At 65.7% G+C, this 25134-nt stretch carries 24 protein-coding genes, 1 tRNA gene and 2 pseudogenes; 7 read left to right on the top strand and 20 right to left on the bottom strand.

Going from position 1 to position 25134, the window contains the following annotated elements; genetic code table 11:
* Positions 1-6: 6 nt before the first annotated feature.
* Positions 7-498: a hypothetical protein gene (locus ACTHJF_RS06750; protein ID WP_440266437.1), complete on the top strand. Its 492-nt coding sequence runs from the start codon at positions 7-9 to the stop codon at positions 496-498.
* A 165-nt stretch (positions 499-663) separates the two neighbouring features.
* Here ACTHJF_RS06750 and ACTHJF_RS06745 read toward each other — a convergent pair whose 3' ends face one another.
* The 11 genes from ACTHJF_RS06745 to tpiA form a co-directional block, all read right to left on the bottom strand.
* Positions 664-909, bottom strand: a complete 246-nt coding sequence (locus ACTHJF_RS06745; RefSeq protein WP_440266436.1) for a hypothetical protein — start codon at positions 907-909, stop codon at positions 664-666.
* A gap of 174 nt (positions 910-1083) precedes the next feature.
* Positions 1084-1284: a hypothetical protein gene (locus ACTHJF_RS06740; RefSeq protein WP_440266435.1), complete on the bottom strand. Its 201-nt coding sequence runs from the start codon at positions 1282-1284 to the stop codon at positions 1084-1086.
* Positions 1285-1292: 8 nt separating this feature from the next.
* Positions 1293-2312 carry a phage major capsid protein gene (locus tag ACTHJF_RS06735; RefSeq protein WP_440266434.1) on the bottom strand — a complete coding sequence of 340 codons (1020 nt, stop codon included), beginning with the start codon at positions 2310-2312 and terminating at the stop codon, positions 1293-1295.
* Positions 2313-2812: 500 nt separating this feature from the next.
* Positions 2813-3097, bottom strand: coding sequence for a hypothetical protein (locus tag ACTHJF_RS06730; RefSeq protein WP_440266433.1), 285 nt, complete (start codon positions 3095-3097; stop codon positions 2813-2815).
* A 669-nt stretch (positions 3098-3766) separates the two neighbouring features.
* Positions 3767-5875, bottom strand: coding sequence for an AAA family ATPase (locus ACTHJF_RS06725; RefSeq protein ID WP_440266432.1), 2109 nt, complete (start codon positions 5873-5875; stop codon positions 3767-3769).
* Positions 5865-6056: a hypothetical protein gene (locus ACTHJF_RS06720; protein ID WP_440266431.1), complete on the bottom strand. Its 192-nt coding sequence runs from the start codon at positions 6054-6056 to the stop codon at positions 5865-5867. Before ACTHJF_RS06720 ends, ACTHJF_RS06725 begins: the two co-directional genes overlap by 11 nt.
* Positions 6053-6271 carry a helix-turn-helix transcriptional regulator gene (locus ACTHJF_RS06715; RefSeq protein WP_440266430.1) on the bottom strand — a complete coding sequence of 73 codons (219 nt, stop codon included), beginning with the start codon at positions 6269-6271 and terminating at the stop codon, positions 6053-6055. The genes ACTHJF_RS06720 and ACTHJF_RS06715 overlap by 4 nt, the downstream gene beginning before the upstream one ends.
* A gap of 145 nt (positions 6272-6416) precedes the next feature.
* Positions 6417-7649: a tyrosine-type recombinase/integrase gene (locus tag ACTHJF_RS06710; RefSeq protein ID WP_440266429.1), complete on the bottom strand. Its 1233-nt coding sequence runs from the start codon at positions 7647-7649 to the stop codon at positions 6417-6419.
* 184 nt (positions 7650-7833) lie between these two features.
* Positions 7834-7918, bottom strand: a tRNA-Leu gene (locus tag ACTHJF_RS06705).
* Positions 7919-7932: 14 nt separating this feature from the next.
* A complete protein-coding gene (secG, locus tag ACTHJF_RS06700) occupies positions 7933-8367 on the bottom strand; it encodes a preprotein translocase subunit SecG (RefSeq protein ID WP_440266428.1) in 435 nt (144 codons plus the stop codon).
* Positions 8368-8389: 22 nt separating this feature from the next.
* A complete protein-coding gene (tpiA, locus tag ACTHJF_RS06695; protein ID WP_440266427.1) occupies positions 8390-9139 on the bottom strand; it encodes a triose-phosphate isomerase in 750 nt (249 codons plus the stop codon).
* 119 nt (positions 9140-9258) lie between these two features.
* Between tpiA and ACTHJF_RS06690 the strand changes: the two genes are divergently transcribed.
* Both ACTHJF_RS06690 and ACTHJF_RS06685 read left to right on the top strand, forming a co-directional pair.
* Entirely contained in the window at positions 9259-10068 is an 810-nt protein-coding gene (locus tag ACTHJF_RS06690) for an SDR family NAD(P)-dependent oxidoreductase (RefSeq protein WP_440266426.1), read from the top strand.
* A 54-nt stretch (positions 10069-10122) separates the two neighbouring features.
* The gene (locus ACTHJF_RS06685) at positions 10123-10803 is read left to right on the top strand and encodes a DUF6445 family protein (protein WP_440266425.1); all 681 of its coding nucleotides are present in this window, start codon (positions 10123-10125) and stop codon (positions 10801-10803) included.
* A gap of 72 nt (positions 10804-10875) precedes the next feature.
* On the opposite strand, the gene ACTHJF_RS06680 is transcribed toward ACTHJF_RS06685, so the two are convergent.
* The 5 genes and pseudogenes from ACTHJF_RS06680 to orn all read right to left on the bottom strand — a co-directional run bounded on the left by ACTHJF_RS06680 (position 10876) and on the right by orn (position 15371).
* Entirely contained in the window at positions 10876-11364 is a 489-nt protein-coding gene (locus ACTHJF_RS06680) for a hypothetical protein (protein WP_440266424.1), read from the bottom strand.
* Between the two features lie 77 nt (positions 11365-11441).
* Complete coding sequence (locus ACTHJF_RS06675; protein WP_440266423.1) at positions 11442-12377, bottom strand: isopenicillin N synthase family dioxygenase; 936 nt, start codon at positions 12375-12377, stop codon at positions 11442-11444.
* A gap of 99 nt (positions 12378-12476) precedes the next feature.
* Positions 12477-13838, bottom strand: a pseudogene (gene glmM / locus ACTHJF_RS06670) (phosphoglucosamine mutase).
* 47 nt (positions 13839-13885) lie between these two features.
* Positions 13886-14797 carry a dihydropteroate synthase gene (folP, locus tag ACTHJF_RS06665; protein ID WP_440266521.1) on the bottom strand — a complete coding sequence of 304 codons (912 nt, stop codon included), beginning with the start codon at positions 14795-14797 and terminating at the stop codon, positions 13886-13888.
* Between the two features lie 13 nt (positions 14798-14810).
* Positions 14811-15371, bottom strand: coding sequence for an oligoribonuclease (gene orn, locus ACTHJF_RS06660; RefSeq protein WP_431636911.1), 561 nt, complete (start codon positions 15369-15371; stop codon positions 14811-14813).
* A 95-nt stretch (positions 15372-15466) separates the two neighbouring features.
* Between orn and sbcB the strand changes: the two genes are divergently transcribed.
* Together sbcB and ACTHJF_RS06650 are read left to right on the top strand one after the other, a co-directional pair.
* Positions 15467-16912, top strand: coding sequence for an exodeoxyribonuclease I (sbcB, locus tag ACTHJF_RS06655; RefSeq protein ID WP_440266520.1), 1446 nt, complete (start codon positions 15467-15469; stop codon positions 16910-16912).
* Positions 16913-16923: 11 nt separating this feature from the next.
* Entirely contained in the window at positions 16924-17610 is a 687-nt protein-coding gene (locus ACTHJF_RS06650; RefSeq protein WP_440266422.1) for a DUF2461 domain-containing protein, read from the top strand.
* 90 nt (positions 17611-17700) lie between these two features.
* Here the strand turns inward: ACTHJF_RS06650 and ACTHJF_RS06645 are convergent, their stop codons facing one another.
* Complete coding sequence (locus ACTHJF_RS06645; protein ID WP_440266421.1) at positions 17701-19014, bottom strand: MFS transporter; 1314 nt, start codon at positions 19012-19014, stop codon at positions 17701-17703.
* 291 nt (positions 19015-19305) lie between these two features.
* Between ACTHJF_RS06645 and ACTHJF_RS06640 the strand changes: the two genes are divergently transcribed.
* Both ACTHJF_RS06640 and ACTHJF_RS06635 read left to right on the top strand, forming a co-directional pair.
* Complete coding sequence (locus tag ACTHJF_RS06640) at positions 19306-20157, top strand: hypothetical protein (protein ID WP_440266519.1); 852 nt, start codon at positions 19306-19308, stop codon at positions 20155-20157.
* Positions 20158-20162: 5 nt separating this feature from the next.
* The gene (locus ACTHJF_RS06635; protein WP_440266420.1) at positions 20163-21425 is read left to right on the top strand and encodes a DUF4785 domain-containing protein; all 1263 of its coding nucleotides are present in this window, start codon (positions 20163-20165) and stop codon (positions 21423-21425) included.
* A gap of 49 nt (positions 21426-21474) precedes the next feature.
* Here the strand turns inward: ACTHJF_RS06635 and ACTHJF_RS06630 are convergent, their stop codons facing one another.
* The 3 genes and pseudogenes from ACTHJF_RS06630 to ACTHJF_RS06620 all read right to left on the bottom strand — a co-directional run.
* The gene (locus ACTHJF_RS06630; protein WP_440266419.1) at positions 21475-23478 is read right to left on the bottom strand and encodes an alpha/beta hydrolase family protein; all 2004 of its coding nucleotides are present in this window, start codon (positions 23476-23478) and stop codon (positions 21475-21477) included.
* 137 nt (positions 23479-23615) lie between these two features.
* Positions 23616-24575: an EF-P lysine aminoacylase EpmA gene (epmA, locus tag ACTHJF_RS06625; protein ID WP_440266518.1), complete on the bottom strand. Its 960-nt coding sequence runs from the start codon at positions 24573-24575 to the stop codon at positions 23616-23618.
* A gap of 198 nt (positions 24576-24773) precedes the next feature.
* Positions 24774-25019 (bottom strand): annotated as a pseudogene (locus ACTHJF_RS06620) (endonuclease domain-containing protein); the annotation flags it as partial.
* Positions 25020-25134: the final 115 nt, after the last annotated feature.

Raw genomic sequence — 25134 nt, 5'->3', positions numbered from 1 at the left:
TACAACATGGAAGAATTAGAGCTGACAGCTAAGAAACTACAGCTAATGCTTGTCCATGCTGCGTACGGCCGTGCGATGATGAAAGCACACCAGCTCGAAATGCATCTTTCCACTTTATTGCTTTGCCATGCAATCGAGAACAAATTGCCGAGCGGACCAGACCACATAAAAAGGATGACCCTAGGCACCTTGGCCAGGGAGTTCGTAGAAAAGTATGGCCCCTCCGATTATGTGGCGGAAGAAATTGACAACATGGTCTTCTTTCGCAATGAACTGGCGCACAGAATTTCAGAGCACATAGTCCGCGCCACCACGGATGAAGAATGGCACGAAAAGTTTATTGAGGAACTTGGCGAGGTTGAAGACATGTTCGTAGACACCATCAAACTCCTAGGCCCCTACATGGAGCAATGCTATCGCTTCATGGGGGCTACTCACGATGACCTATTGGCCATCGTGAACAAGGTTTATATTGGTGCAAGAGCCATTGTTTCTTAAACATCCCCTAATTCAGATTACCACGTGCACTGACGCTCACCCGGCATCGCTTCCTACGTTGGAACTATCATGCTGCGCCAATCCTCCGATACGCGATTTTGACTTGGCGCGCGTTGTACAGGCTCGAAGGGAGCGAACATTTTCACTCCCCCCGGTGGGTTTGGCTCAGGATTGAGTAAGCTTGGCGCAGAAGGTCATGCGAGCGAATGAGACCTCGCCATCCTCGGCGACGCTTATGTCGCTCACTGCAACAATCTCCAGCACTTCATCTCCATCAACCGTCAACACCTCGGCAGCCACAGGCACGAGCGTAGTCGCATAGCCATCGCGTGCCTTCTGCATTTCGTCCTCGATATGCTGCCACGCGTCCGGGTATCGCTGTTGTGCCTCGGTGGTTTGTTGCAGGCTCATGGCTTGCCTCCTCTCTGTCGTTCCAGTTGTTCGACGCGGTTGCGCAGTGCGGAGACCTCGCCGCGGAGGGCGTTAAGTTCCGCAGACACACGCTTCACCAGGTCCACGAACTGATCCCGGGTCACCGCTGCGTCAGGGCGATGGCGTTCGGCGTGTCGGCGTGTAGGTACCAACTCATCCATGGCCGCTGCCGCTCTTGCCGGCCTGCTGCTCAAGCTGGGTAACGCGCTGCTGCAGCGTCTTGTTGGCCTTTACCAACAGCGACATGAAGGACAGGAAGTGACCAATGGTCAAAGGTCGCCCGTGCATCTCCTTGGGCACACCGGCAATGATGTCCTCGAAGGACATAGGCGTTTCGGTCTTTTCTGGACTCATGGCCCACCTCACCACTGCACATCTTCGATTACGACCACGCCCGAAGCGCGGGTTACTTCCAGGCCAAGCCAGCGCGTGAGAAGTATCGCGACCGAGTCCGTCTGGAACATAGAAACCAGATCCTGCGGGCCACCGAGTGGGTTGGTAGCCATTTGCAGGGTCGCCTGATCACTAGCGTCCAGCAGTGGCGCTTCGGCATCACCAGCAATGGCCGTGGCATCCAGAAGCACCGCCTTGCGGCCGTTGGAGTCCGCGGCGGGCACGGCGTCACTGACCAGTACCGGGACACCTGCCAACTCGCCACCATTCGGCCCCATGAGAGGGAACGCCTGCTCGCCCGTCGTCGTAGCCTTGGTTGCCAGTCGGTTAGCAGTGTGGACGTCGATCACTAGGTAAGGCTTGCCCGCGGCCTTGATGTTCACGTTCTCCAGAGCGGCACCAAGGTCGGTCAAGGGCGAAGCCGAGCCTGTCACCGACGATGCGCCCTCGGTCACGCGGGCGAGAAAGGCTGCGTCAGAGGCCGTCGCTACGCCATTGCGCAGCTCCGTTGCGAGCAGAACATTACCGGCGGCAGTAGTGCCATTGACCAGCTCCTGCGAAACGGCGATGAGCGCCTGCGCCTTCATGGGATCAAGGTCCTGGCCGTTGAACGCCAGGCTGCTGACCGGCGCCGCGGCGCCTTCGCCAACCACGGCCCCAACCGCTGCAGCGGTGGACACAGCCAGTCGCATCCGTAGGGGCACGCGACGCAGCGCCTGGTCGGCCAGTAGGCGGTCCACTACCGACACCGCCGGCAGCGTCTCAACGAAGCCCGCTGCGACCAGGGAGTGACCCACCAAGCTGCCCGCCCAACCCGCGTCTGCAAGGCTTCCGGCGGACACAGCCGAACGCAACACGGTAGCCACACGAAGCCCGTTCGGGTGCTCATCAGCAAACTGCGACGCCAAGGACAGCTTGCCGCCCGCCTTGGCCAGGCATTTAGCCATCAACACAAATTCAGCCACGTTGGCCCCTTGAATCATCGACATGATGAGACTCCTTACGGTTGTGCCGCTGCACAACGCGACGGCATAACGCAAGGCTGGTGTCTAGCCGGGGGGTGGGCCTAGGCGGAAAGATGACGGTTGATGACGTTACCGCTAACTTTTCACTTTCCTGATAAAGGACTGAGGAGCGACTCATGCGAGGAAAAGTTTTCGGCGTCTTGCTCGTTTTCACAGCCGGGCAGGCACTTGCAGACGACTGCGTGGTGGGCACTGAGATCACCAACGTTCGACCTGATGGCGTGCATGCCGTGAGCAGCGTCTTTTCAGTGAAGCTTTACTCTGACATTAGGTCATGCAATGACGCGCTGTCCTACCAAGCACGCAACCTCCCGCTTTCTGCCGCTGCGAAGGCGTACCGATGGGACAGCCTGACCTTTGACTGCCATGTGCCAAGCTCTTGTTCTCCAGCCGATCAGGGCGATATTGAGCCCTTCAGTCAGGTCGTCTATATGAGTCGAGTTATCACACCGAAAAACTAGGCGCTACTCGTCATCGCAGTTTTCAAGCACTGCCGCAAGATCACCCAGCGCATACATCCATGTACCCAAGACAAGCCTGCACGGGATCGGCCGCGTGCCGAGGCGAAGGTTGCGCAGGTGCCCTTTTGACTTGCCCAGCAAGTGGGCGGTGACAGCTTCGGACACAAGATCGCCAGCGACGATGCGCCATCCCCTATCCGTGCACAGGTGGCGCAGAATTTCGACCCGCGCCGCAATGGCCTCCGCGCGAGTTGCATTCAATGCCGCCTCGGCGTCTTCTCGTGACACAGGCACGGCCGTCCCGCAGCATGGGCAACGTAGGGCGAACCTGGTCATTTCCGCGGTTTCCAAAATGGGCACCACCGCAGTTGATTCGGCAGACGCGGCAGCGCCCGCACCTTGCACCAGCCTTTTCCGTCGCGCTCAGGCTCAGCGCGGTAGTGCTGGCAGGAACCGCAATCAACACGCGGACGCGTCGCCCTCTTGATGGGTCGAACACCACACCACGGACAGCTTGGCACCCGCCAGTCGTCGCCTGGCCAGGTAGCCGGCACCCAGACTGGCGAGGCGCATCCATTGCAGTATGCCGGCGCCACCTCGTCCCAGGGCTTGAAACCGTGGCCAAGGAGGAACGCCCGAGCGCGGGGCAGTAAATCCATCACCTTACGGGGCCGGCCTCTCATGGCAACCTCTCCACAAGCGTCGTGGCGGCCCGCTGGCGGCTTTCGGCTGCCCGTGCCGCGCCCTTGGCCTTGGTGGCGGCTGTGGAGCCGGCTGGACGGGCTGGCGGACGGCGGCGGCTCATGGCTGCACCCTCCGGTATTTCCCCAGCACAACACGCCGCGCACAAGCGCACACCCCTAAAGGGGTTGTGTGCGTTGTTGTGCGCTGGGCGGTTGTCTTGTCTCAACGCACAAAAACAATTCTTGTGCGCGCATATGCGGCTTGTGCGTTGGCTCATGGGGCACCCACCTTTGCCCGGCCAGCGCCTGCGTTTCGCATCATCAGCATCGTGCTGGAATCGGCGGCATCGAGGCACAGCCAGCCGTCACCATGAGCTTCAAGCCAGCCTTTGTCGAGCAACATGCCAATGGTGCCTGCCTTGGTGGACGGCTTGAGATAGGACTCAATCGTGACCTGGGTGAGCTCTGTATTTTTTTCGAGCCATTGCTTCAAGCCGGCGCGCGAAAGATACGGCACATGATGGTCACCCCGTGGATGGGTTGAGCCATATGCCAGCCATGCGCTGCGCCACTGCCCTTTCTTTTGGTCAAAAGATTTGGAGGAATGGCCTTTTTGCGGCAAGGAGCCACCCTCCACCAGCACGGCACTACTCACCTGCTCGCCGTCCTCGTCCACCCAGCCCGGCAGATCAACCCGCTGCAACTTGACGCACACGGGCGGCACCGGGTCGGCGTCGCGCATCTTCAAAAGGGACACCACGATCGCGCTCTCACCGGCAGGCGGAGGCTGCACACCGATTTCAACATCGAGGGCACCACGCCATGCGCTCGAACCACGCGCCCGGTGTTGGGCCTCGGCGGCATTGCCGGTGTGGTGAACCAGTAGTACCGAGCAACCAAATTCCTGTTTCAGCGCGTCGCAGTTCGCAATCATGGCGCCCGCATCCTTGGCTGTATTCTCATCGCCCCGCATGAAGCGGTGCAGCGTGTCCACGACGATAAGGCAGGGCTTGACGCCGCTGCTGCGGATCGCATCGATGACGCGGGCAAGTCCCTCCTGTGAATCTAGGTCGCATCCGCTGCGTGACATGGCCATGTCCTCGGCCTTCCCGGCGGTGCCGTGGTGAACCGCCCACGCCTGTAGGCGCTGACGAAGGCCCTTATGTCCTTCCCCGGCCAGGTACACCACGCTTCCAGACTTCACCCGGTTGCCGAGCCAGTCCGGCATGCCGTTGGCGATGTGCATACACCAGTCGATAACCAGGAACGTTTTGCCCGCTCCGCTCGGCCCATGCACCATGATCAGCGCTTCAGCCTGTAGCCAACGCTTGATGTGCCAGGCAACCGGTTTCTGATTCACGCGCAACTCTGATGTAGGCACCAGCCACCTGTCGGCACGCGCTTTGGCAGCAGCACGCGCAAGCCATCCGGTCACATCCTCACGCATCCCCGCGATGAAGGCGGCATCCTCGACCTGACGCTGGGCCTGCTCGGCCCGCGCACGCGCAATGCTTCGGTTCAAATAGTCATTGCGCGTAGCCTTGCCGCGCTGCCCCAGCGTCGTGTCGCGGAACATCCGCCGCACCTGTGCATTGTTGGGCGAGTAAAAACACAGCATCGACAGTAATGCCTCATCGGCTTCGCTCTGGCTGGGATAGCCAAGTTCGTGCCACTGACCCGTACATAGCGCGCGGAACTTGTCACCGTTTGTCGCGCGTTCCGCGGTCGCAGTAATCTCCCTATCACTACGCGTCTCGGGGCCGTCCGGCAGGTCACCGATGGCCGCAGGCTCCGGCATTGCCTTAACAAGGTCGTTGAGCGCGTGCTGACAATCCACAAGAGGCGGCGCCTTGTGCACGTTGCCGGTGAAGATGAAATAGCGTCCCTCGCTATACACCTCCACGCTATCCCGGCGGCGACCGGGTCCAACTGTGCCGCGCCCGATGATGTGGTAGCCCTCACCGTTTGTACTGCGCTCGGTATAGGTATCGAACTGGTCGAGGATTTTTCCATGCAAGCGGCGTTCCGCTTCGTCGCCGGCCTTGTGATCTAGGTCGATGCCGAAATACGGATCACCCTTGCTGAAAACAAAGCCGATATGCGGCAACCCGGAGGCACACGCCTGCTCGAACGTCCCCCATGTGCCAGGGTCGGTTGGACTGGCGAGCCGGCCCGTGTGCGGATTAATGGGTTCCTTCTTGCTGTTGGCGGCAACCCACTGCGGCAACGCACGCAGTTCCGCAGGAATGTTGTCGTAAGAGGATTGAGTCGGCGGGAGCGGGGCTTGCGGCGCGGCTGGGCTATACTGCGGTTGCAGCGCATCCCCATTGTCCTGCACCTTCGAAGAGCACGCCCTGGCCGGCGTGCTTTTTTTATCGGCCATGCCGCACCCTCCGCAACTCGCCCAGCAGGCGCGTCAGGCCAATCACGATGGCGTCAGCGCCGGCCAGGTTGCCGCTCCATTGCTCAACGGGCAGCCACCTTTCGGCCATTGCCGCGAGTGCAGACGCTCCAGCGATCACGTCGGCGATAATTTCTTCGTCGGGCCGTGGATCGCTGTTCATGCCGATGCCTCGGCAAAAGCAGCAAGGTCAGCGCGGTGGTAACGGACAAGGCGACCGCCAATCTTGCGGTATCGCGGTCCTTTGCCCAGCGAACGCCAATTGCGGAGCGTGCCAACTTCCACATTGAGGATGGCAGCCGTCTCACGTTCGTCGACTAGATCGCCAGGCTGCAATTGGGTCGTAGCTGCCGGCGCAAGAGAATTATTCGATTTCATTTGGCTTAACCCGAGTAACGCTGTGATGCCACAGCGTTACTTAAATTAAGCGCATTTCCCGCGTCACGTTGGATAATTGGAAAGTGGCCTACTCGCCCCCTAGCTCGTCAGGCAGGGGATTGTGTTCCTCTTTCTCTTTGTTCGTTCACGCCTTGTGCTTGAAGGGGATGACGGCCGCGCCCGCGCGCAGCGCGTCAAGATAGCCCGCCCACTCCTGCATCATCTTTGTGCGCTCATCCAGATACTGCGCGGCATGTGTGTACGCTTCGCGCACTTTGTTCGACTCAGCATGAGCAAGCTGGCGCTCAATAGCATCAGGGTTCCAGCCCATTTCGTTCAAGCGCGACGCCGCCATACTGCGGAACCCATGCCCGGTCATTTCATCCGTGCCGTAGCCCAGGCGGCGCAGCGCCGCGTTCACGGTGTTCTCGGACATGGGGCGACTCGTTGTGCGCAGACCCGGAAACAGATAACGACCGCTTCCTGTTAGCAGATATAGGTCGCGTAGAATCGCAACCGCTTGCGTGGACAAGGGCACAATGTGCGCGGCCTTCATCTTCATGCGTGAGGCAGGGATGCGCCATACCGCGCCGTCCAAATCCACCTCTCCCCACTCAGCCATGCGCAGCTCGCCGGGACGCACGAATACCAGCGGCGCTAACTTCAGCGCAGCCAGCGTGACGGGCTGTCCGGTGAAGCCATCAATGGCACGCATTAGTTCGCCAATCTTGGCTGGATCAGTCACGGCAGCGTGATGCTTGTTCTTCGGAGTTTTCAGGGCACCGCGAAGGCTTGCCGTGGGGTCTATTTCGGCCGTTCCTTCTAGGATCGCCCAGCGAAATACCTGCCCTGCCTTCACGCGCGCGCGCTTAGCAGTCTCCAGCTTGCCGGTCGCTTCCACCTTACGTAGCGCATCCAGTAGTTGGCGTGGGGTCACCTCAGCCAATGGCACACTGCCGATCTCGGGAAACAGGAAGGTCTCCAGAATCCAACGGGTCTTGTTGGCGGTAACCTCCGCCACATCCTGCCGCGCCATCCATTCCCTGGCCGCCATCCCAAAGGTATAGGCCGCAACTTCTTCTGCGGCTGCTGCCCGCATCTTTGCAGCCTTGGCCTCCTGCCGGACGGCGCCAGGGTCGATACCGTCGGCAATCTGCCTTCGGGCTTCCTCCCGCCGCTCCCTGGCAATGCGCAGGCTCACGTCAGGAAAGGTGCCTAGGCTCAGCGTATTGCGCTTGCCGGTATGGGGGCGCCGGTAGTCAAAGCGCCACCAGCGCGCGCCGTCGGGCTTCACCAGCAGGTACATGCCCCGCTCGTCGGCCAGCTTGTACGGCTTAGCCTGGGCCTTGGCGTTGGCGACTGCAGAAGGGGTCAACATGACGGTAACTCCCGAAGGCTTGTCGGGCAGGCATGCCCGATTACCGCCGAAGCTACCGTCAGAATTGCGGTATCTCAAGGGAACTTGGTGGCCCTACCGTGGTGCCAACCATACCGTGAGGCAACAAAAAACCGCGCCGTGGCGCGGTTTCCGTGGTCTTCCGGGAAGTCCCGGTAAACATCAATGGTGCCCAAGGGGGGACTCGAACCCCCACGACTCTCGTCGCTACCACCTCAAGGTAGTGCGTCTACCAATTTCGCCACCTGGGCAGGTGTATTTCGATTTACTTCGCCGACGAGGCCGGAGCCGGGACGTCGGTCTTGCTCGCTGCTGGGGCGGCGGGAACGTCGGTACCCGGAGCCACCTTCGCCGCCTGCGGAACATCGCTGTTCACCGGTGCGGCGGGCTGCGCATTCTGGGAGGCCGGCGCCTTCTTGGCAAGCCCCGCCATCACGCCCAGATCGTCATTCGTCGGCTGCGGCGCACCGCTGTGGCTGAGATACATGCCCATGCCGAGGCTGAGCAGGAAAAACAGGCCAGCCAGCACGGCCGTGGCGCGGCTCATGAAGTTGGACGAGCCACGGGCGCCAAACACGGTGGCCGATGCGCCGCCGCCAAAACCCGAACCGGCATCGGCACCGGCGCCGCGCTGCATGAGGATCAGCACGATCATCGACGCGGCGACCAGGATGTAGAACACGCTGAAAATGACGAACATGTCGGTATGGATTCCGTTGCGCTCAACGAGCGGCCGAGCAGATGCCGATAAAGTCGGCGGCCAGCAGGCATGCACCGCCCACCAGACCACCGTCGACATCGGGCTGCGCGAACAATTCCGCGGCATTCGATGCCTTGACGCTGCCGCCGTACAGCAGCCGCGTCAGACCGCCAATCATAGCATCCTCCTTCACGAGTTGGCTACGCAGGAAGGCGTGCACCTGCTGCGCCTGCTCGGGGCTGGCGGTGCGTCCGGTGCCGATCGCCCAGACCGGCTCGTAGGCGATCACGGCGGTGTCGAACGCGGCGATGCCGACCTGCTCGAGCACGGCGCGCAACTGGCGCTGGACCACCGCCTCGGTCTGCCCGGACTCGCGCTCGGCCAGCGTCTCGCCCACGCACAGGATCGGGGTCAGGCCGCTGGCCAGCGCCGCGGCGAACTTGCGCGCCACCAGTGCGTCGCTCTCACCGTGATACTGGCGACGCTCGGAATGGCCCACCAGCACCCACTCCGCGCCCACGTCCTTGAGCATCGCGCCGGCCACTTCGCCGGTGTAGGCGCCCTGCCCCTCGTGCTCGCTCAGATCCTGCGCGCCCAGGGCCAGCCCGGCTTCCTGGCAGGCGGGCGCAACGAGCGCGATGTAGGGAAACGGCGGAATCAGCAGCACGTCGACCTCGGGCGAGCACGCGACGGCGAGTTCCCCCACCAGCGCCTGCGCCATCGAGCGGCTGCCGTGCATCTTCCAGTTGCCTGCCACGAGCTTCTTGCGCATGGGGGACGCCTCGTAAAAAACCGCGAGCTTAGCGACGCGGCCCCGATTCGGGCAATCGGACATGGCATCGGGCGCGCCGGGCCGGTCAAGATAGGCACCTTTGCGAACGAGGATCCGCGATGACTGCCACCCGCCCCCTGAGCCTGGTCACCGGCGCCTCCGCTGGCATTGGCGAGGCGTTCGCCCGCGCGCTGGCTGCGCGGGGTCATGACCTGGTGCTGGTGGCGCGGCGCGAGGAGCGCCTGCAGGCACTGGCCGACGAACTGCAGCGCGCGCACGGCAACCGTTGTCACGTGATGGCGGCCGACCTGTCCGATCCGCAGGCGCCCGCGGTGCTTTGTGACGAGCTTCAGTCGCGCAACCTGCAGGTGGACTGGCTGATCAACAACGCCGGCTACGGCCTGCCCGGCACGCTGGTGGCCAACCCGTGGCCGGCGCATGCGGACTTCATCCAGGTGATGATGACCGCACCCACCGAGCTGGCCTGGCGACTGCTGCCGGACATGCGCGAACGCGGTCACGGCCGGGTGATCAACGTGGCCTCGCTAGCCGGTTTCGTGCCGGGCACGGCCGGACACACGCTGTATGCGGCGTCCAAGGCCTACCTGATCAAGCTGTCGCAGTCGCTGGCGCTGGAGAACCGCGACGCGGGCGTGCACGTAAGCGCGCTGTGCCCGGGTTTCACCTGGTCGGAGTTCCACGACGTCACCGGCACGCGGCAGAAGATGAACTCCATGCCGGGTTTCATGTGGCTCACCGCCGACGAGGTGGCGCGCCAGGGCATCGACGCGGTGGAACGCGGTGCGGTGGTCTACGTGCCGGGGCGGGTCAACCGCACGATCAAGGCGATTACCGAGTGGCTACCCGACCGGCTCGCACTGTGGCTGTCGCACCGCCAATCCGGGCGCTACCGCAACCACTACGATTGAACGACTTCGCTTGCGCTACTGTGACGCCCACGCACTGCACCGAGATCGCCGAGCATGTCGCTGTTTCCCAAGCACCCGGCCATGCGGCCCCTGCCGTATCGCAAGCCCACCGAAGGCCGCGACTACTGGGTGGTGGATGACGCCCTGCCCAACCCCGACGAGGTGCGCCGGCGCTGCCTCGCCAAGACCGACTGGGAGTTCGGCTACCCGACGACGGGCGAGGTGTGGCCAGGCATGCGCGCCAGCGATGCACTGGCATCGGACGAGCTCGGCGCGATCGAGGTGAAGGTACGCCAGCTCACCGGCGCCAGTCGACTGTGGGTGGAGCAGACGCCGGAAGGCCAGCACCTCAACCACAACTGCGTGCAGGTGGTCGGCTCCACCGAGGGCGCCGTGAAGCCGCACACCGACTCACTCCACCTGTGTCGCTACGCCGCGGTGCTTTATCTGCACCCCGACGCACCGGATCGCTGCGGCACCAGCTTCTTCCGCCAGCGCATGCCCAACGGCCAGCTCGGCGGCAACATGGTGATGCCGCCGCACCGCAACCTGGTCGATGCACTGGGTAGCCGCTTCGTGGCGCCCACCGCGTTCGTCGAGGACGTGCGCGTGCCGCATCGGTACAACCGCCTGCTGGTCTACAAGGCCAACATCATCCACAGCGCCTCGGCGTACTGGGGCCTGGACGGCCCGGAATCGAAGCGGATGACCGCGGTGTTTTTCTGGATGGCGTGATGCCCGCAACTCGGCGGCGTCCCTGCTCCCCGCACGCGGCCGACGCAGACCGCAGACAAGGGCGCCAACGGTTCAGTCCTGGCGGACGCAAGTCAGCGTATCGCCCATGATGAAGCGCTTACCGTCCCGCGCCACCTCCCAGTCCACGCGGTACCGCCGGTCGTCCAGGCGGGTATAGACGAAGCGTTGCGCCGGTTGCACCTGGGCATCGCCCTGCCAGGTCAGCACCGGCCCCTGCCAGCCCTCGCTGGTAAAGCGTCGTGCGCCGCCGAAGCTGTCCAGCACGACCATCGCGTACCGGCCGGCGTGCGGCACCTGGCTCCAGGATTCGACGGCGCGATAACTCGCCGGCGGCCGGTCTGCGTGATGCTTGAGCAAGACGCTGCCGCCGAGATCGGCGGCGTATTCCATGTGCGAGGCGATCGCCTTGCCGCTGGCGAAATGGCCGCTGCAGTTCCATCGGCCCACGAAGCCATCGAACGGGTGATCGGGTTCACCCGGTGCAGCGTGGATCGCCGACGCGAATCCGGCCATCAGGAAGAGAACGAGATAACGGAGCATGCACGGCACCCGCTGGAAGTGTGCCGCAAGCTAGCAAGCCTCCCGGCCGGCGCACGCCGGCCGGAAGTCACCCTCGGTCAAATCAGCTTGATCTCGCGCAGGCGCTGCAGCAGGTACTCGTGCGAGGTGATCGAGCTGTCGTAGCGGCTGGGGTTGTCCGGCGTGATGCATTCGGGCACCGGATCGAGCACGACATCAGGGTTCGGATGCAGGAAGAACGGCACCGAGTAGCGCGGCTTGCGCGCGTTATCGTTCTTCGGGTTCACCACGCGATGCGTGGTGGACGGATACACGTGGTTGGTCAGGCGCTGCAGCATGTCGCCAATGTTCACCACGATGGCGTCGCCCTGCGTGGTGATCGGCAGCCACTCACCCTCGCGGGTGAGCACTTCCAGCCCTTCGGCGCTGGCGCCCACCAGCAGCGTGATGAAGTTGATGTCCTCGTGGGCGCCGGCGCGCACGTTGGGGATGTCGTCCTGGGTGATCGGCGGGTAGTGGATCGGCCGCAGGATCGAGTTGCCCAGGTCGGTCTTGTCCTCGAAATAGCTCTCCGGCAGGCCGACATGCAGCGCCAGCGCGCGCAGCACGCGCGTGCCGAGCTGGTCCAGCGCCTCGAACAAGCCGTAGCCGTAGCGCTTGAAGTCCGGCACCTCGGTCGGCCACAGGTTGGGCGCCATCACGTCGGCGAACTTCGAGTCGCGGGGAATCTCGCGCCCCACGTGCCAGAACTCCTTGAGATCCGGATGCGCGCTATCCTTGGCCGTTTCTACCTTGAACGGCGTGTAGCCGCGCGCGCCGCCGGAACCGGGCACGTGGTACTTCATCTTGGTTTCGGTGGGCAGCGCAAAGAAGCGCTGAAACGCGTCGTAGGCGCCATCGACCAGTGCCGGATCGATGCCGTGGCCGCTGATGCAGCAGAAGCCGAACTCGCGGTAGGCCGCGCCGAGCTCGGCAACGAAGGCGTCGCGGTCGGTGTCGTAACGACGGATGTCGAGGGTGGGAACGTTCTTCATGGTGACTCCAGGTTGGCGTGCGGTCGATTTCATCCGCCACCGCAAGGGCGGGGCACGTCGGGCCAATCCTTGGCGACCTGGGTTACAGCTAAAGCAGGCTCACGAGCGTTCGAGGGCGGATTTTACGACGTCCGCCAGCGTCTGCGCCAACGCCTGCACCTCGGCGGCGTCGGCCGCCTCCACCGTCACGCGTACCACCGGCTCGGTGCCCGACGCGCGCAGGAACACCCGGCCGCGCCCATCCAGTTGCGCCTGCGCCCGCGCCACGGCCGCGGTCACGTCAGCGTGCTCGAGCACGCCACGCGCGTTGCCGGCCACGCGTACGTTGAGCATCACCTGCGGCAGTTTCACCAGGCCGCGGCGAGCTTCGGCCAGATCCTGCCCCGCCACAGACAGCGCTTCCAACACCGCCAGCGCGGCGACGATGCCGTCACCGGTGGTGGCGCGGTCCAGGCACAGGATGTGGCCCGACGTCTCACCGCCGAGCACGCCATCGTGTTCGCGCAACTGCTGCAGCACGAAGCGGTCGCCGACATTGGCGCGCAGCAGCGGCACTTCCATCGCGCGCAGCGCCTGTTGCAGGCCGTAGTTGCTCATCAGCGTGCCGACCACCGGCCCCTTCAGCAGGCCGCGCGCGCGCCAGCTGCATGCCAGCACGTAGAGGATGTCGTCGCCGTCGGCGAGCACGCCGTGGCGATCCACCAGCAACACGCGATCGCCGTCGCCGTCGAAGGCGATACCGATGTCCGCACCGCGCTCGATCACCGCCTGCTGCAGCGCCTCGGGGTGGGTCGAGCCCACGCCGCGGTTGATGTTGAAGCCGTCCGGGGTGTCGCCGATGGCGCTGACCTCGGCGCCCATCTCGGCGAACACCTTGGGCGCCACCTGGTAGGTCGCACCGTGCGCGCAGTCCAGCACGATCTTCATGCCGTGCAGGCTGAAATCCTCCGGCACCGTCGCCTTGCAGGACTCCGCATAACGCGCCACCGCGTTGTCGATGCGACTGGCCTTGCCCAGCCGCTCGGACGGCACGGTGACGAAATCGCGTTCCAGCTCGGCCTCGATCGCCACCTCGATCGCGTCGGACAGTTTCTCGCCGCTGGCGGAGAAGAACTTGATGCCATTGTCCTCGTACGGATTGTGCGAGGCGCTGATCACGATGCCGGCGTCCGCGCGCAGCGAGCGGGTGAGGAACGCGACGGCCGGCGTGGGAATGGGACCGAGCAGCTACCCGTCGCCGCCGGCGGCGACCAGCCCGGCCTCCAGCGCGGACTCGAACATGTAGCCGGAAATGCGCGTGTCCTTGCCGATCACCACCGACGGGCGCTTGGCGCCGCTGCCCTGGCCGGCGAGCACGGCGCCGGCGGCGCGACCGAGCTTGAGCATGAAATCGGCGCTGATCGGCCACTGACCGGTGCGGCCGCGGATGCCGTCGGTGCCGAAGAATTTACGTGAGGTCATGGGTCGATCCTTGCGGGAGGCGGCGTCGCGCAGCGCGCGCCGTCAGGTCATTCGTCGTCGGGCCAGCGCGGCGCGGCGGGGCCGGCGTCCTTGCGGCGGGCCGGGCGGTGGGCGTCCACCGCGTGCCACACCGCCAGCGCGTCGACCGTGGCGGCCACATCGTGCACGCGCACCAGTTTCGCGCCGTGCTGCACGGCAATCAGCGCGGCGGCCACGGAGCCAGCGGCGCGCTCGGCCGGCGCGCTGCGCCCGGTGATCGTGCCGATCATGGATTTGCGCGAGAGTCCGGCGTACACGCCCGCGCCGAGATCGGCGAAGCGGCGCAGCTCGCGCAGCAGTTCGAGGTTGTGCTCCAGCGTCTTGCCGAAACCGAAGCCCGGATCGACCAGCACCTTGCGCCGGTCCATGCCAGCCAGCTCGCAGGCAAACAGCCGGTCGGTGAGGAAGCGATGCACCTCGCCCACCACGTCGTCGTAATGCGGATCGTCCTGCATGCCGCGCGGCTCGCCCTGCATGTGCATCAGGCACACCGGCACACCCAGCGATGCAGCCGCATCCAGCGCGCCCTCGCGGCGTAGCGCATACACGTCGTTGATCATCCCTGCGCCGGCGGCCACCGCCGCGCGCATCACCTCGGGTTTGGAGGTGTCGATCGAAATCGGCACGGCACAGTGCGTGGCCAGCGCCTCGATCACCGGCAGCACGCGCGCCAGCTCCTCGTCCGTCGATACGTCGGCCGCGCCGGGGCGGGTGGATTCGCCGCCTACGTCGAGCATGTCCGCGCCCTGCTCTACCATCGCCAGGCCGTGCGCCACGGCGGCGTCGAGATCGGCGTACAGACCGCCGTCGGAGAACGAGTCGGGGGTGACGTTGAGAATGCCGACCACGCGCGGGCGGTCCAGCGTCAGCGGACGGCCGTTGCAGTCGAGCACGGTGGCGAACAAGTCGGCAGCGGACATCATCGTTGGCGCCTCAGCCCAGCCCGCCCAGCGCACCCATGTGCTGGCGGTAGTAGCGCAGCTCGTCGATCGAGTCGCGGATGTCCGACAGCGCCGTGTGCGCCGAGTCCTTGCAGAAGCCCTTGCCCACCTGCGGCGCCCAGCGGCGCGCCAGCTCCTTGAGCGTGGAGACGTCGAGGTTGCGGTAGTGGAAGTAGCGCTCCAGCCGCGGCATCTGCCGGTGCATGAAGCGGCGGTCCTGGCAGATCGAGTTGCCGCACATCGGCGACTTGCCGGCCGGCACCCAGGCCTTGAGGAATTCCACCGTCGCCTGCTCGGCGGCGGCGTGATCGGTGGTGGAATCGAGCACCTGCTGCCACAGCCCGGAGCGGCTGTGCTGGTTGCGGTTCCAGCTGTCCATGGCTTCGAGCCGGTCCAGCTCGTGGCGGATCGCGAACACCGGCCCTTCGGCCAGAATGTTGAGATCCTTGTCGGTGACGATGGTAGCGATCTCCAGAATGGAATCGGCGTCCGTGTCGAGGCCGGTCATCTCCAGATCGATCCAGATCAGGTGGTTTTCGTTGGCTTGGCTCATGCGTCCTCCCGGGCCGTCGAAGTCTAGTGTGGCCCCATCCGCTTGGCGACCCTCCCGGCCATGTCCGGGGCGGCGGCGCATGCGATCATCACGTGATGCAGACTTTTTTCTGGCACGACTACGAAACCTTCGGCGCGGACAGCCGGCGCGATCGACCGGTGCAGTTCGCCGGCATCCGCACCACCATGGAACTGGAAATCGTCGGCGAGCCGGTGATGTTCTTCGGCAAGCCGCCGCGCGATGCGCTGCCGCATCCCGAGGCCTGCATGATCACCGGCCTCACGCCGCAGCAGGCCGAGCGCGAAGGGGTGATCGAGGCGGAATTCGCCGCCCGCGTGCACGAGCAGCTGGCCGAGCCCGGCACCTGCGGCGTGGGCTACAACTCGCTGCGTTTCGATGACGAGGTGACGCGCCAGCTGCTGTATCGCAACTTCTTCGACCCCTACGGTCGCGAGTGGGAAAACGGCAACTCGCGCTGGGACCTGATCGACCTGGTGCGCATGTGCGAGGCCCTGCGCCCGGAGGGCATCCACTGGCCCACCCGCGAAGATGGCTCGCCCAGCTTCAGGCTCGAACACCTGGCCAAGGCCAACGGCCTGCAGCAGGAACGTGCGCACGATGCGCTGTCGGACGTGCATGCGCTGATCGACCTGGCGCGGCTGATCCGCGTGCGCCAGCCGCGGCTGTGGGACTGGCACTTCGCCCTGCGCCGCAAGCAGCGCGTGTTCGAGCAGCTGGACGTGGCCGGCATGACGCCGCTGGTGCACGTGTCCTCGCGCTACCCGGCCAGCCAGCACTGCCTGACGATGATCGCGCCGCTGGCCCTGCATCCCGCTCGGCCGGGCGAGGTGATCGTCTACGACCTGCGCTTCGATCCCGCCGAGCTGATAGAGCTGGACGAGGAGGACATTGCCGACCGCGTGTTCACCTCGCGCGCCGACCTGCCCGAAGGCGTCGAACGCATCGCGCTGCGCACCGTGCGCGCCAACCGTGCACCGGCGCTGGCGCCGCTGTCGGTGCTCAAGGGTGCCGACCTCGCTCGCCTGCACCTGGACCCCGAGCGCTGCCTGGCCCACGCCGACACGCTGCGCGCCGCCGCCGGCGTGCGCGAGAAGGTGCAGCGCCTGTTCAAGCAGGCCGCGACCATGCCGGCAGCGGAAGACGCGGAGCTGGCGCTGTACGACGGATTCCTGCCCGACGCCGACAAGCGCCTGCTGGCCGAGGTGCGCGGCACGCCGCCGGAGCAACTGGCGGCACGCGGCTTCATGTTCCGCGATCCGCGTTACGCCGAGTTGTTGTTCCGCTATCGCGCACGTAACTGGCCGCACACGCTCAGCGCCGACGAGCACGCGCGCTGGGACGCCTTCCGCCGCAACCGGCTGACTCGCCCCACCCCGCTCACCGGCCTCACTCTGGACGAGTACACCGCACGCCTGGCGCAACTGCGACAGGACCCGGCCTGCGCTCACCATCACGCCCTGCTCGACCAGCTCGCTGCCTGGGGCCGCGAGCTGGCCGCCGAGATCACGCCCCTCGCCTGACGCCACCGACGATGCCCGCTACCTACTTTTCGCCCGCCACCTTCCGCTTTCTCAACGCCCTGGGCCGCCACAACAGCCGTGAGTGGTTCCTCGACCACAAGGCCGACTACGAGCAGCACGTGCGCGAGCCGTTCCTCGCCCTGATCGCCGACATGCAGGCGCCGATCGCGAAGATCAGCCCGCACTACCGCGCCGACGCGCGCAAGAACGGCGGTTCGCTGTTCCGCATCCACCGCGACACGCGCTTCTCCAACAACAAGCTGCCGTACAAGACCTGGCAGGGCGCGCGCTTCTTCCACGAGCGTCGGCACGAGATCGCCGCGCCCTCGTTCTACGTGCACATCCAGCCCGGCGACTGCTTCGCCGGCGGCGGCATGTGGCATCCGGAACCGGATGACCTCAAACGCATCCGTGGCTTCATCGCCGACAACCCGGCGGCGTGGAAGAAGGCTACGCACAGCAAGGCGTTCCGCGAGCGCTTCGAATTCTGGGGCGAGTCGCTGAGCCGCCCGCCGCGTGGGTTCGATCCCGGGCACGAGCTGATCGACGACCTCAAGCGCAAGGATTTCGCCGCCGGCCAGGGCTTCGACGAGGCGCTCGCCTGCTCACCGAAATTGCTGCCGACGCTGGTGGACATCTACCGCCACATCGCCCCGCTCAACGACTACCTGTGCGCGGCGCAGGAGTTGGAGTTCTAGATAATCGGGGCGAATCGGGTCGCCTTGCCGAAGAGCATCGCGACTGAAGTCGCTCCTACAGGGGCGAAGTGGCAGGTTGTGGGAGGGGCTTCAGCCCCGACGCTTTTCCGCGATTCGGCCACCGCCCCGCAAGCCGGCAGCCACCAGCACTGCCGCCAGCGCGGCCAGCGCCACGTAATACGCCGGTGCCGTTGGACCGAGGCCTTTCACCAGTGCGCCGATCAGCGGCGGCGTGATGCCGCCGAACACGGCGTACGCCACGTTGTAGGAGAACGACAGCCCGCTGAAGCGCACCGCCGGCGGGAACGCGTCGACCATCACCGTGGGCACCACGCCCACCACGCCCACGGTGAAACCCGCCAGCGCATACAGCGGCAGGAAATGCGCTCCGCCAAACTGCAGGTCAAGGTAGAGCGCGCCCGTTGCCAGCGTCATCAGCACCGCGCCGACGGCCAGCGTGCGTGCCACGCCGAAGCGGTCCGCGGCCGCACCGAACGCCAGGCAGCCGACCGCCAGCGCGAACGAGGCCAGGCTGTTGCCCAGGAATGCCGTGGCCGGCGGCAGGTGGAACACCGCCTGCACCAGCGTCGGCGTCATCAGGATCACCACCACGATCGCCGCGGTGAGCGTCCAGGTCACCGCCATCGAGCGCACCACCGCGCTACGGTGTTCGCGCAGCACGCGTTTGAGCGGCAACTCGTCGGCCAGCGCGCGCCGCGCCTGCATTGCCTCGAACACCGGCGTCTCGCGCAGCCAGCGCCGCAGCCACACCGCGATGAAACCGAACACGCCGCCGGCCAGGAACGGCAGCCGCCAGCCGTAGTCGAGCAATTGCGCGGGCGTCATCCGCTCGTGGATCGCCGCGGTGAGAAGCGAACCGATGAGGATGCCCACCGTGAGCCCGCTGGTGAGGCTGGCACAGGCGATGCCGACGCGTCGTGCCGGCACGTGCTCGGCCACGAACACCCAGGCGCCCGGCACCTCGCCGCCCACCGCGATGCCCTGCAGCACGCGCAATGCCAGCAGCAGCACCGGCGCGAGCGCGCCGATCTGCGCATACACCGGCAGCAGACCGATCGCCAGCGTAGGCAGCGCCATCAGGAACACGCTGAGCGTGAACATGCGCTTGCGTCCCAATAGATCGCCGTAATGCGCCATCACGATGCCGCCCAGCGGCCGCGCCAGATACCCCGCCGCGAAGATGCCGAACACCTGCAGCTGCGCCAGCCACGGCGCCGTGCCCTTGGGGAAGAACAGCTCGCTCAGCGGCACCGTGAGAAACACGAACACCACGAAGTCGTAGAACTCCAGCGCTCCGCCGAGCGCGGCCAGCCCAAGCGTACGCAGGTCGCCGCGGCTCAGGCGATCGGTGGTGGAAGGACCCGCGGCGGTAGTGTCGTGCATGCGCATCGCGATGGCAGTGAGAGGGCGGCAACGATAGCCGATGGCCGTATTTGTCGACCACGTCGCACTCCGGCTGCGCTGCGGCAAGACCGCGGCAAACCGGCGCTGCTAGATTCCATGCGCCGCCGCATGGTCATCAGGGGAGATCGCGGCGTTCACCGGTGCCGCGACGGCACCACCGACGGTCGAACTGCACGCAAGCCACGGAGGGTTTGTCTCGTCCGTGCCTGCACCGCGCAGGGCGGCCCCACGCGGCGATGCCGCCTTGAGGGAGAGACACGCATGCAACGCATGATGCTGATGGGAGCGCTGGCGATGACCGCCAGCGTAGGGGTGCACGCCGCTACCGGGGTGGCGCTGGTACATGGCACGGGCAAGCAGACCGATGCCTACAACGACTACTGGCAATCGGACATGGTCGAGGGCATCCGCAACGGGCTCGCCGACCGCAACAACCTGCTGGTGGTGAACTGCGATTTCGACCAGTACATGTGGGACGACCGCGCCGCCGGCTGCCTCGCCGGCCAGCTCACCAGCTTCATCCAGAGCCGCAACATCGACCGCCTGATCGTCATCACGCATTCCAACGGCGGCAATGTGATGCGCTGGATACTGTCCAACCCCACCTACGACGCGCGCTATCCGGCGATCATCCAGCGCATCGTCAAGGTGGACGCCATCGCCCCGTCCAGCGCTGGCACGCCGCTGGCCGACGCGGTGATCGCCGGCAACGTGTTCGAGACCTCGCTGGGCTGGCTGCTCGGCTACAAGTCCGACGCGGTGCGTCAGCAGCAGCTCGGCTGGATGGCCACCTACAACCAGCAGTACCTGCTCGGCACCAGCGGCCGGCCGGCCCTGCCCGTGGCGTTCCGCGACGTCGTCGGCACCGACGTGGTGTCGGCGGTGTGGTCGAGCCAGGCCTACTGCGGCGGCTACACCCAGAGCGTGGGGCTGGAGATCACCCAGAACTGGCTGAGCAGCTGCTCGGACGGCTTCATCGAATGCTCCAGCGCCCAGGCTGCCGGCACGCTGTGGTTCAAGGACACCTCGCGCACCAGCAGCGGTCAGGTGCTTAACCACAACCAGAGCCGACGCGCCTGCTTCGGCCTGCCCTCCATCCTCGCCAACGACCTGAAGGGGTGATCGCGATGAATCGACGGATCCTTGCCGCCGGCATCGTCGCCGGCCTCTTTGCCTCTTCCTCTTTCGCCACGACGCACGTGCTGTTGCCCGCCGCACCGAACGACATGGTGCCGCTCGCGTTGCAGGCCGCGCCGCCCGCTGCCGTCAACCACACGACGGCGCTGGTCGGCGTGGACGTTCCGCGCCCGCATGCCGAGCGCCAGCCGGTCAGCGTGAGCTGGGTGTTGCCCCCCGATGCACCCGTGGATCCGCTACCGCAGCCGTTCGCCCACGCCAGTCGCGAGTACTGGACCGACGTCTCGGCCACCGAAATGCAACGCGGCGTGGAACTGCCACTGTCCGCGCCCGGCGCGGTGATCCGGGTCAGCCCCAGCGACCCCAAGGGCGGTCGACTCGATGCCGCGACGGTGAACGTTCGCATCCACGGCCAGACGCTGGCCGGCGAGCGTGCGGCCAGCACGGTCGGCGACGTCGCGGCGCTGCGTGCCACGGGCATGGCCGTACCCGATGCCTCGCTGGTCATGCAGCTGCGTCCCGAGCTGGGTGCCGGGCCGATGACGCTGCAGGCCCCGAGCGCCAGCGGCCGCTACGTGGTCCATGTGTTCGAGCCGAAGAGCGCGTTCACGGTGACCGCCAAGGCCGACCGCGACGACCTGCTGCTGGGCCAGCGCCTGCACCTGCGCGTGGCGATGAAGGACGGCGATCGCGCGCGACCGCTGCAATCGGTCGGCGGCTTCCTGCGCGCCCCGGATGGCCGCACCACCCTGCTCGACTATCGCGCCAACACCGACGGCAGCTTCAGCACCGACGTGGCGCCAGTGCAACCGAGCAGTACGCCCGGGCTGTGGGAGCTGCACAGCTTCACGATCGGCGACGATGGCCAGGGCCATGCAGTGCGTCGCGACACCACCAGCGTGTTCGCCGTGGCCACGCCCGACGCGAAGCTGAGCGGCACGGCGGACACCCGCCACGCCGGGCGCCACGGCATCGACATCGCACTGGGTGTCACGGTGGACAGCGCCAGTCGCTTCGCCGTGTCTGGCGTGCTGTACGGGCGCGATGCCAAGGGGCGCATGGTGCCGGGCGCATACGCCCAGTCGGCCGCCTGGCTGACGCCGGGCGAACGTCAGCTGGTGCTGCGCTTCGATCCGTCCAGCCTCACGGGCATCGGTGCGCCCTACGAGCTGCGCGACCTGCGCCTGCAGGACCAACCCGCGATCAGCCTGGTGGAACGCCGCGCGCTGGCGCTGCGATTCGATCGACCGTAACCGTGCGGCGATGCCGAGGGTCCCCCCTCGGCATCGCCTTGTACGTGCCTCAGTGGCCGAGGTACTTGCCGAGGAACGCTTCCATCTTCTGGTACAGCTCCTCGCGATTTTCCTGCGCGTAGAACCCGTGGCCCTCCTTCGGCTTGCTCAGCCACTCGTACGGCTTGCCTGCCTTGTTCAGCGCGTCGCGCAAGCGGGTGGCGTTCTGGTACGGCACGCGCGGATCGTCCTCGCCGTGGGCAATCAGCACCGGCACGTTGAACTTGTCCAGCTGGTACAGCGGCGAGATCGCTTTGGCGGTCGCCTCGTCGCCGATCGCCTCGGCGAAATAGGTCCGGCCCACGCGCATGTGCGAGGTGTCGCTGCGCTCGAAACCGATGCTCCAGTCCGACACGCCAGCGTAGTCGATCGCGCACTTGTACTGGCCCGGAGCGAGGATCGGCTGCATCAACGAGGAGTAGCCGCCGAAGCTTCCGCCGTACACGCAGACCCGATCCTTGTCGGCGTAGCCTTGGTCGATCGCCCAGTGCAGGCCGTCAAGCAAGTCGCGCTGGATGCGATCGCCGAAATGCCTGTAGCCGGCCATCTCGAATGCCGGACCGCGACCAGCCGAACCACGGTAATTCACCTGCACCACCGCATAGCCGCGGCTGGCGAGGAACTGCGCGTCGGTGTCGTAGGTCCAGCCGTCACGCACGCCGATCGGACCACCGTGCGGCAACAGCACCGTGGGAAGGCGCTTGTCGGTCGCCCCGTGCGGCACGGTGAGATACCCCTCCAGCTCCATGCCGTCACTGGCCTTGAAGCGGAACGGACGACGCTCGGCCATCCGCTCGGCGTGGATCCACGGCTCGATCTGGAACAGCGGCTGCAATCCCATCGTGCCGGTGTCGAACAGTGCCAGGCTGCCCGGATCCCGGTCGCTCTGCGCCACTACCAGTAGCCGCTTGCCCGCCTCGTCGCCGCCTCCCAACAACACCAAGTGGTCGGTGAACTTGCCATTGAGTGCCTTGAGCACCTGAGCACTCAGACTGTCATCCAGATAGCTCAGATGCGGCCGCCCGGTCTCGAACAGCGCGGCGTACGGCTTGCCGCTCTGCACATCCCACAGCACGTCACCGACCGAGGCGAAATCATCACTGGCGAGTACTTGTCGCCCGCTGCCATCGAGGCGGCTGGCTACCAGCTGATCCGGGCCACCTGCGTTGCTGTATAGCGACCAGAGGGTCTGCCCGTCACGGCTGATCCTCAACGGGGAGAGATGTTTGCCGGTCACGCTGTCCGGCAGGCGCTTCCAGGCCGCCTGGCCATCGGCACGTGCATACACGTCGATGCTGTGCGCGTCGGTGGTGCCGTAGGCCAGCCGCGCCACGCCGTCGTGCACCACGAAGGACATGCTGCCCTTGTCGATATCACCCATCAGGGTCGGCTTGGCGCTGCTCGAATCCACGTCGTATATCTGGCTGCGATGGCTGTCCCAATCGCCCGCCGCGTTCCGCTCGGGAATGATGCCCAGTTGGATGTACACATGACCGTTTCGCGGATACGGCACGCCAGCGATCGAGGGAAAACCACGCGGCATGTCCATCGAGTGCGGACCGGCCTGCAGCGAGCCGCGATGGCGCAGGCTGTAGAGCGTCTGCTTGTGGCCACCATCGAAATCCACTGCGATGATGTCGCCAGTGCCCTGCGGCGCCTCGAGAGCGCTGGTGGTGTAGGCCAGTGGCACCACCATGCGCGTGTTGCTCACCCACAGGATCTGCGCGGGCTGGTAGTGGCTCACCATGTCCAGTCGGCTGACGTATTTCAGATCCGGAAGATGCAGCACCACCAGCTGATGATCCGGTTCGCCCCACTTTGCCTTGTCGTTATGCAGTGAGAGGGCCAGGTACTGGCCGTCCGGTGAAATGGCCGGATGACTGAGCGATCCCGTCTTGGCGAAATCGGAAGCCGGCAGTGTTTGCGCGGCCGCTTGCGCCCGAGCGGGCTGCGGTGCAATGGAAAACCATACGAACAGACCCGCCAGGCATAGCCCGGCAAGATGACGTGGCATATCTTGATCCCCCTTCAATTACTGATCGTCACAGCGAACCCGATCGGATTGCTGCCCTGCTTGCGTCGCCCCCGCGACCCGGCATCGGCCCCTCGTCGAGTATAGCCAGCCCCTCGCCCAAACCGACGGCTGCGCCGTTACGCCTCGCCGAACGGAAACGTCAGCACGTCGGCGATCGCGTCGGTGTCGGCCAGGCACATCAGCAGGCGTTCGATGCCCAGCGCCACGCCGGCGCAGTCGGGCATGGCGTCGAGCACGGCGAGCAGGCGCGCGTCGACGGGCACCTCGGGCAGGCCGCGCTCGCGGCGCCTGGCGTTGTCGCGGGTGAATCGCGCGGTCTGTTCGGCCGCGTCGTTCAACTCGTGATAGCCGTTGGCCAACTCATAGCGACCCAGATACAGCTCGAAGCGCTCGGCCAGCGGCGGCTCGCCGGGACGGATGCGCGCCAGCGCGCACTGGCTCGCCGGGTAGTCGTGGATCACCGTGATGCGATCGCGCGGAAACGCCGGCTGCAACTTGTGCGTGATCAGCAGATCGAGCCAGTCGTCGCGCTCCAGTCCGTCCGGGTCGATACCATACTCGCGCAGCGGCGCCAGGAGGGTTTCCAGCGGATCGTGCAGCGGGTCGATGCCAAGCTCGTCGAGGAACAGTTGCCGATAACCGCTGATCACCACCTCGGCGCGCCGACCCACGAGGGCGAGCGCGTCCTGCACCAGCTCGACGGTTTCCTCCATCAGCCGATGATGATCCCAGCCCACGCGGTACCACTCCAGCATGGTGAACTCGGGGTTGTGCCGCCCGCCGGCCTCGCCGTTGCGGAACACACGGCCCAGCTCGTAGCAGTCGCCCACGCCCGCGGCGAGCAGGCGCTTGAGCGGAAACTCCGGCGAAGTGCGCATCCAGCGCTGCGGCGCGCCAGCGTCGACGTGGCCAGTGAAACGGGTGACGAAGCTCTCGATGTTGGGGTCGGTGTTGCCGGCGGCGGAGAGGATGGGCGTTTCCACCTCGAGCACACTGCGGGTGTCGAAGAACTGGCGGATGAGGCGGTAGACGGCGGCGCGCAGGTGGAGGGCGGCGTGGGGGTTATTGGCTGACAAGATGAAAGGCGCCCCCTCACCCCGGCCCTCTCCCCCGGCGCCGCCGGAGGAGAGGGAGCCAACGGCTCGCCCGCTCAAACTCCCTCTCCCCCGGCGGCGCCGGGGGAGAGGGTTGGGGTGAGGGGGCCGCTTTTGCTTGAGCACCCGAACAATCTCCTCCAGCACATCTTCCGTTCGCAGCAACACGTCGTCATTCCAGAACCGCAGCACGCGAAAGCCTGCCTGCTCGAGATCGGCAGTGCGCTTGGCGTCGGAGGGCTCACCATGCTGGCCGCCGTCCAGCTCCACGATCAGCGAGTGTTCGACGCAGCAGAAGTCCGCGAAGTAGCCAGCAACCGGATGCTGACGACGGAACTTCACGCCCAGCTGAGCGGCGCGCAGGCGGTTCCAGAGCTTGCGCTCGGCGTCGGTCTGGTTATGGCGGAATGTCTTGGCGCGTTCCATGGGTTAAAGAGCCCCCCTCACCCCAGCCCTCTCCCCCGGCTGCGCCAGGGGAGAGGGAGCAAAGGCGGGCGAGCTTTCGGTTCCCCTACAGAAGGCCAGGACCTGCGAGCTTTCA

This window comes from Dyella sp., from assembly GCF_051962475.1.
In the GTDB taxonomy this organism is placed as follows: Bacteria; Pseudomonadota; Gammaproteobacteria; order Xanthomonadales; family Rhodanobacteraceae; genus Dyella_A.
This window is presented reverse-complemented; position numbering and strand designations above follow the sequence as displayed.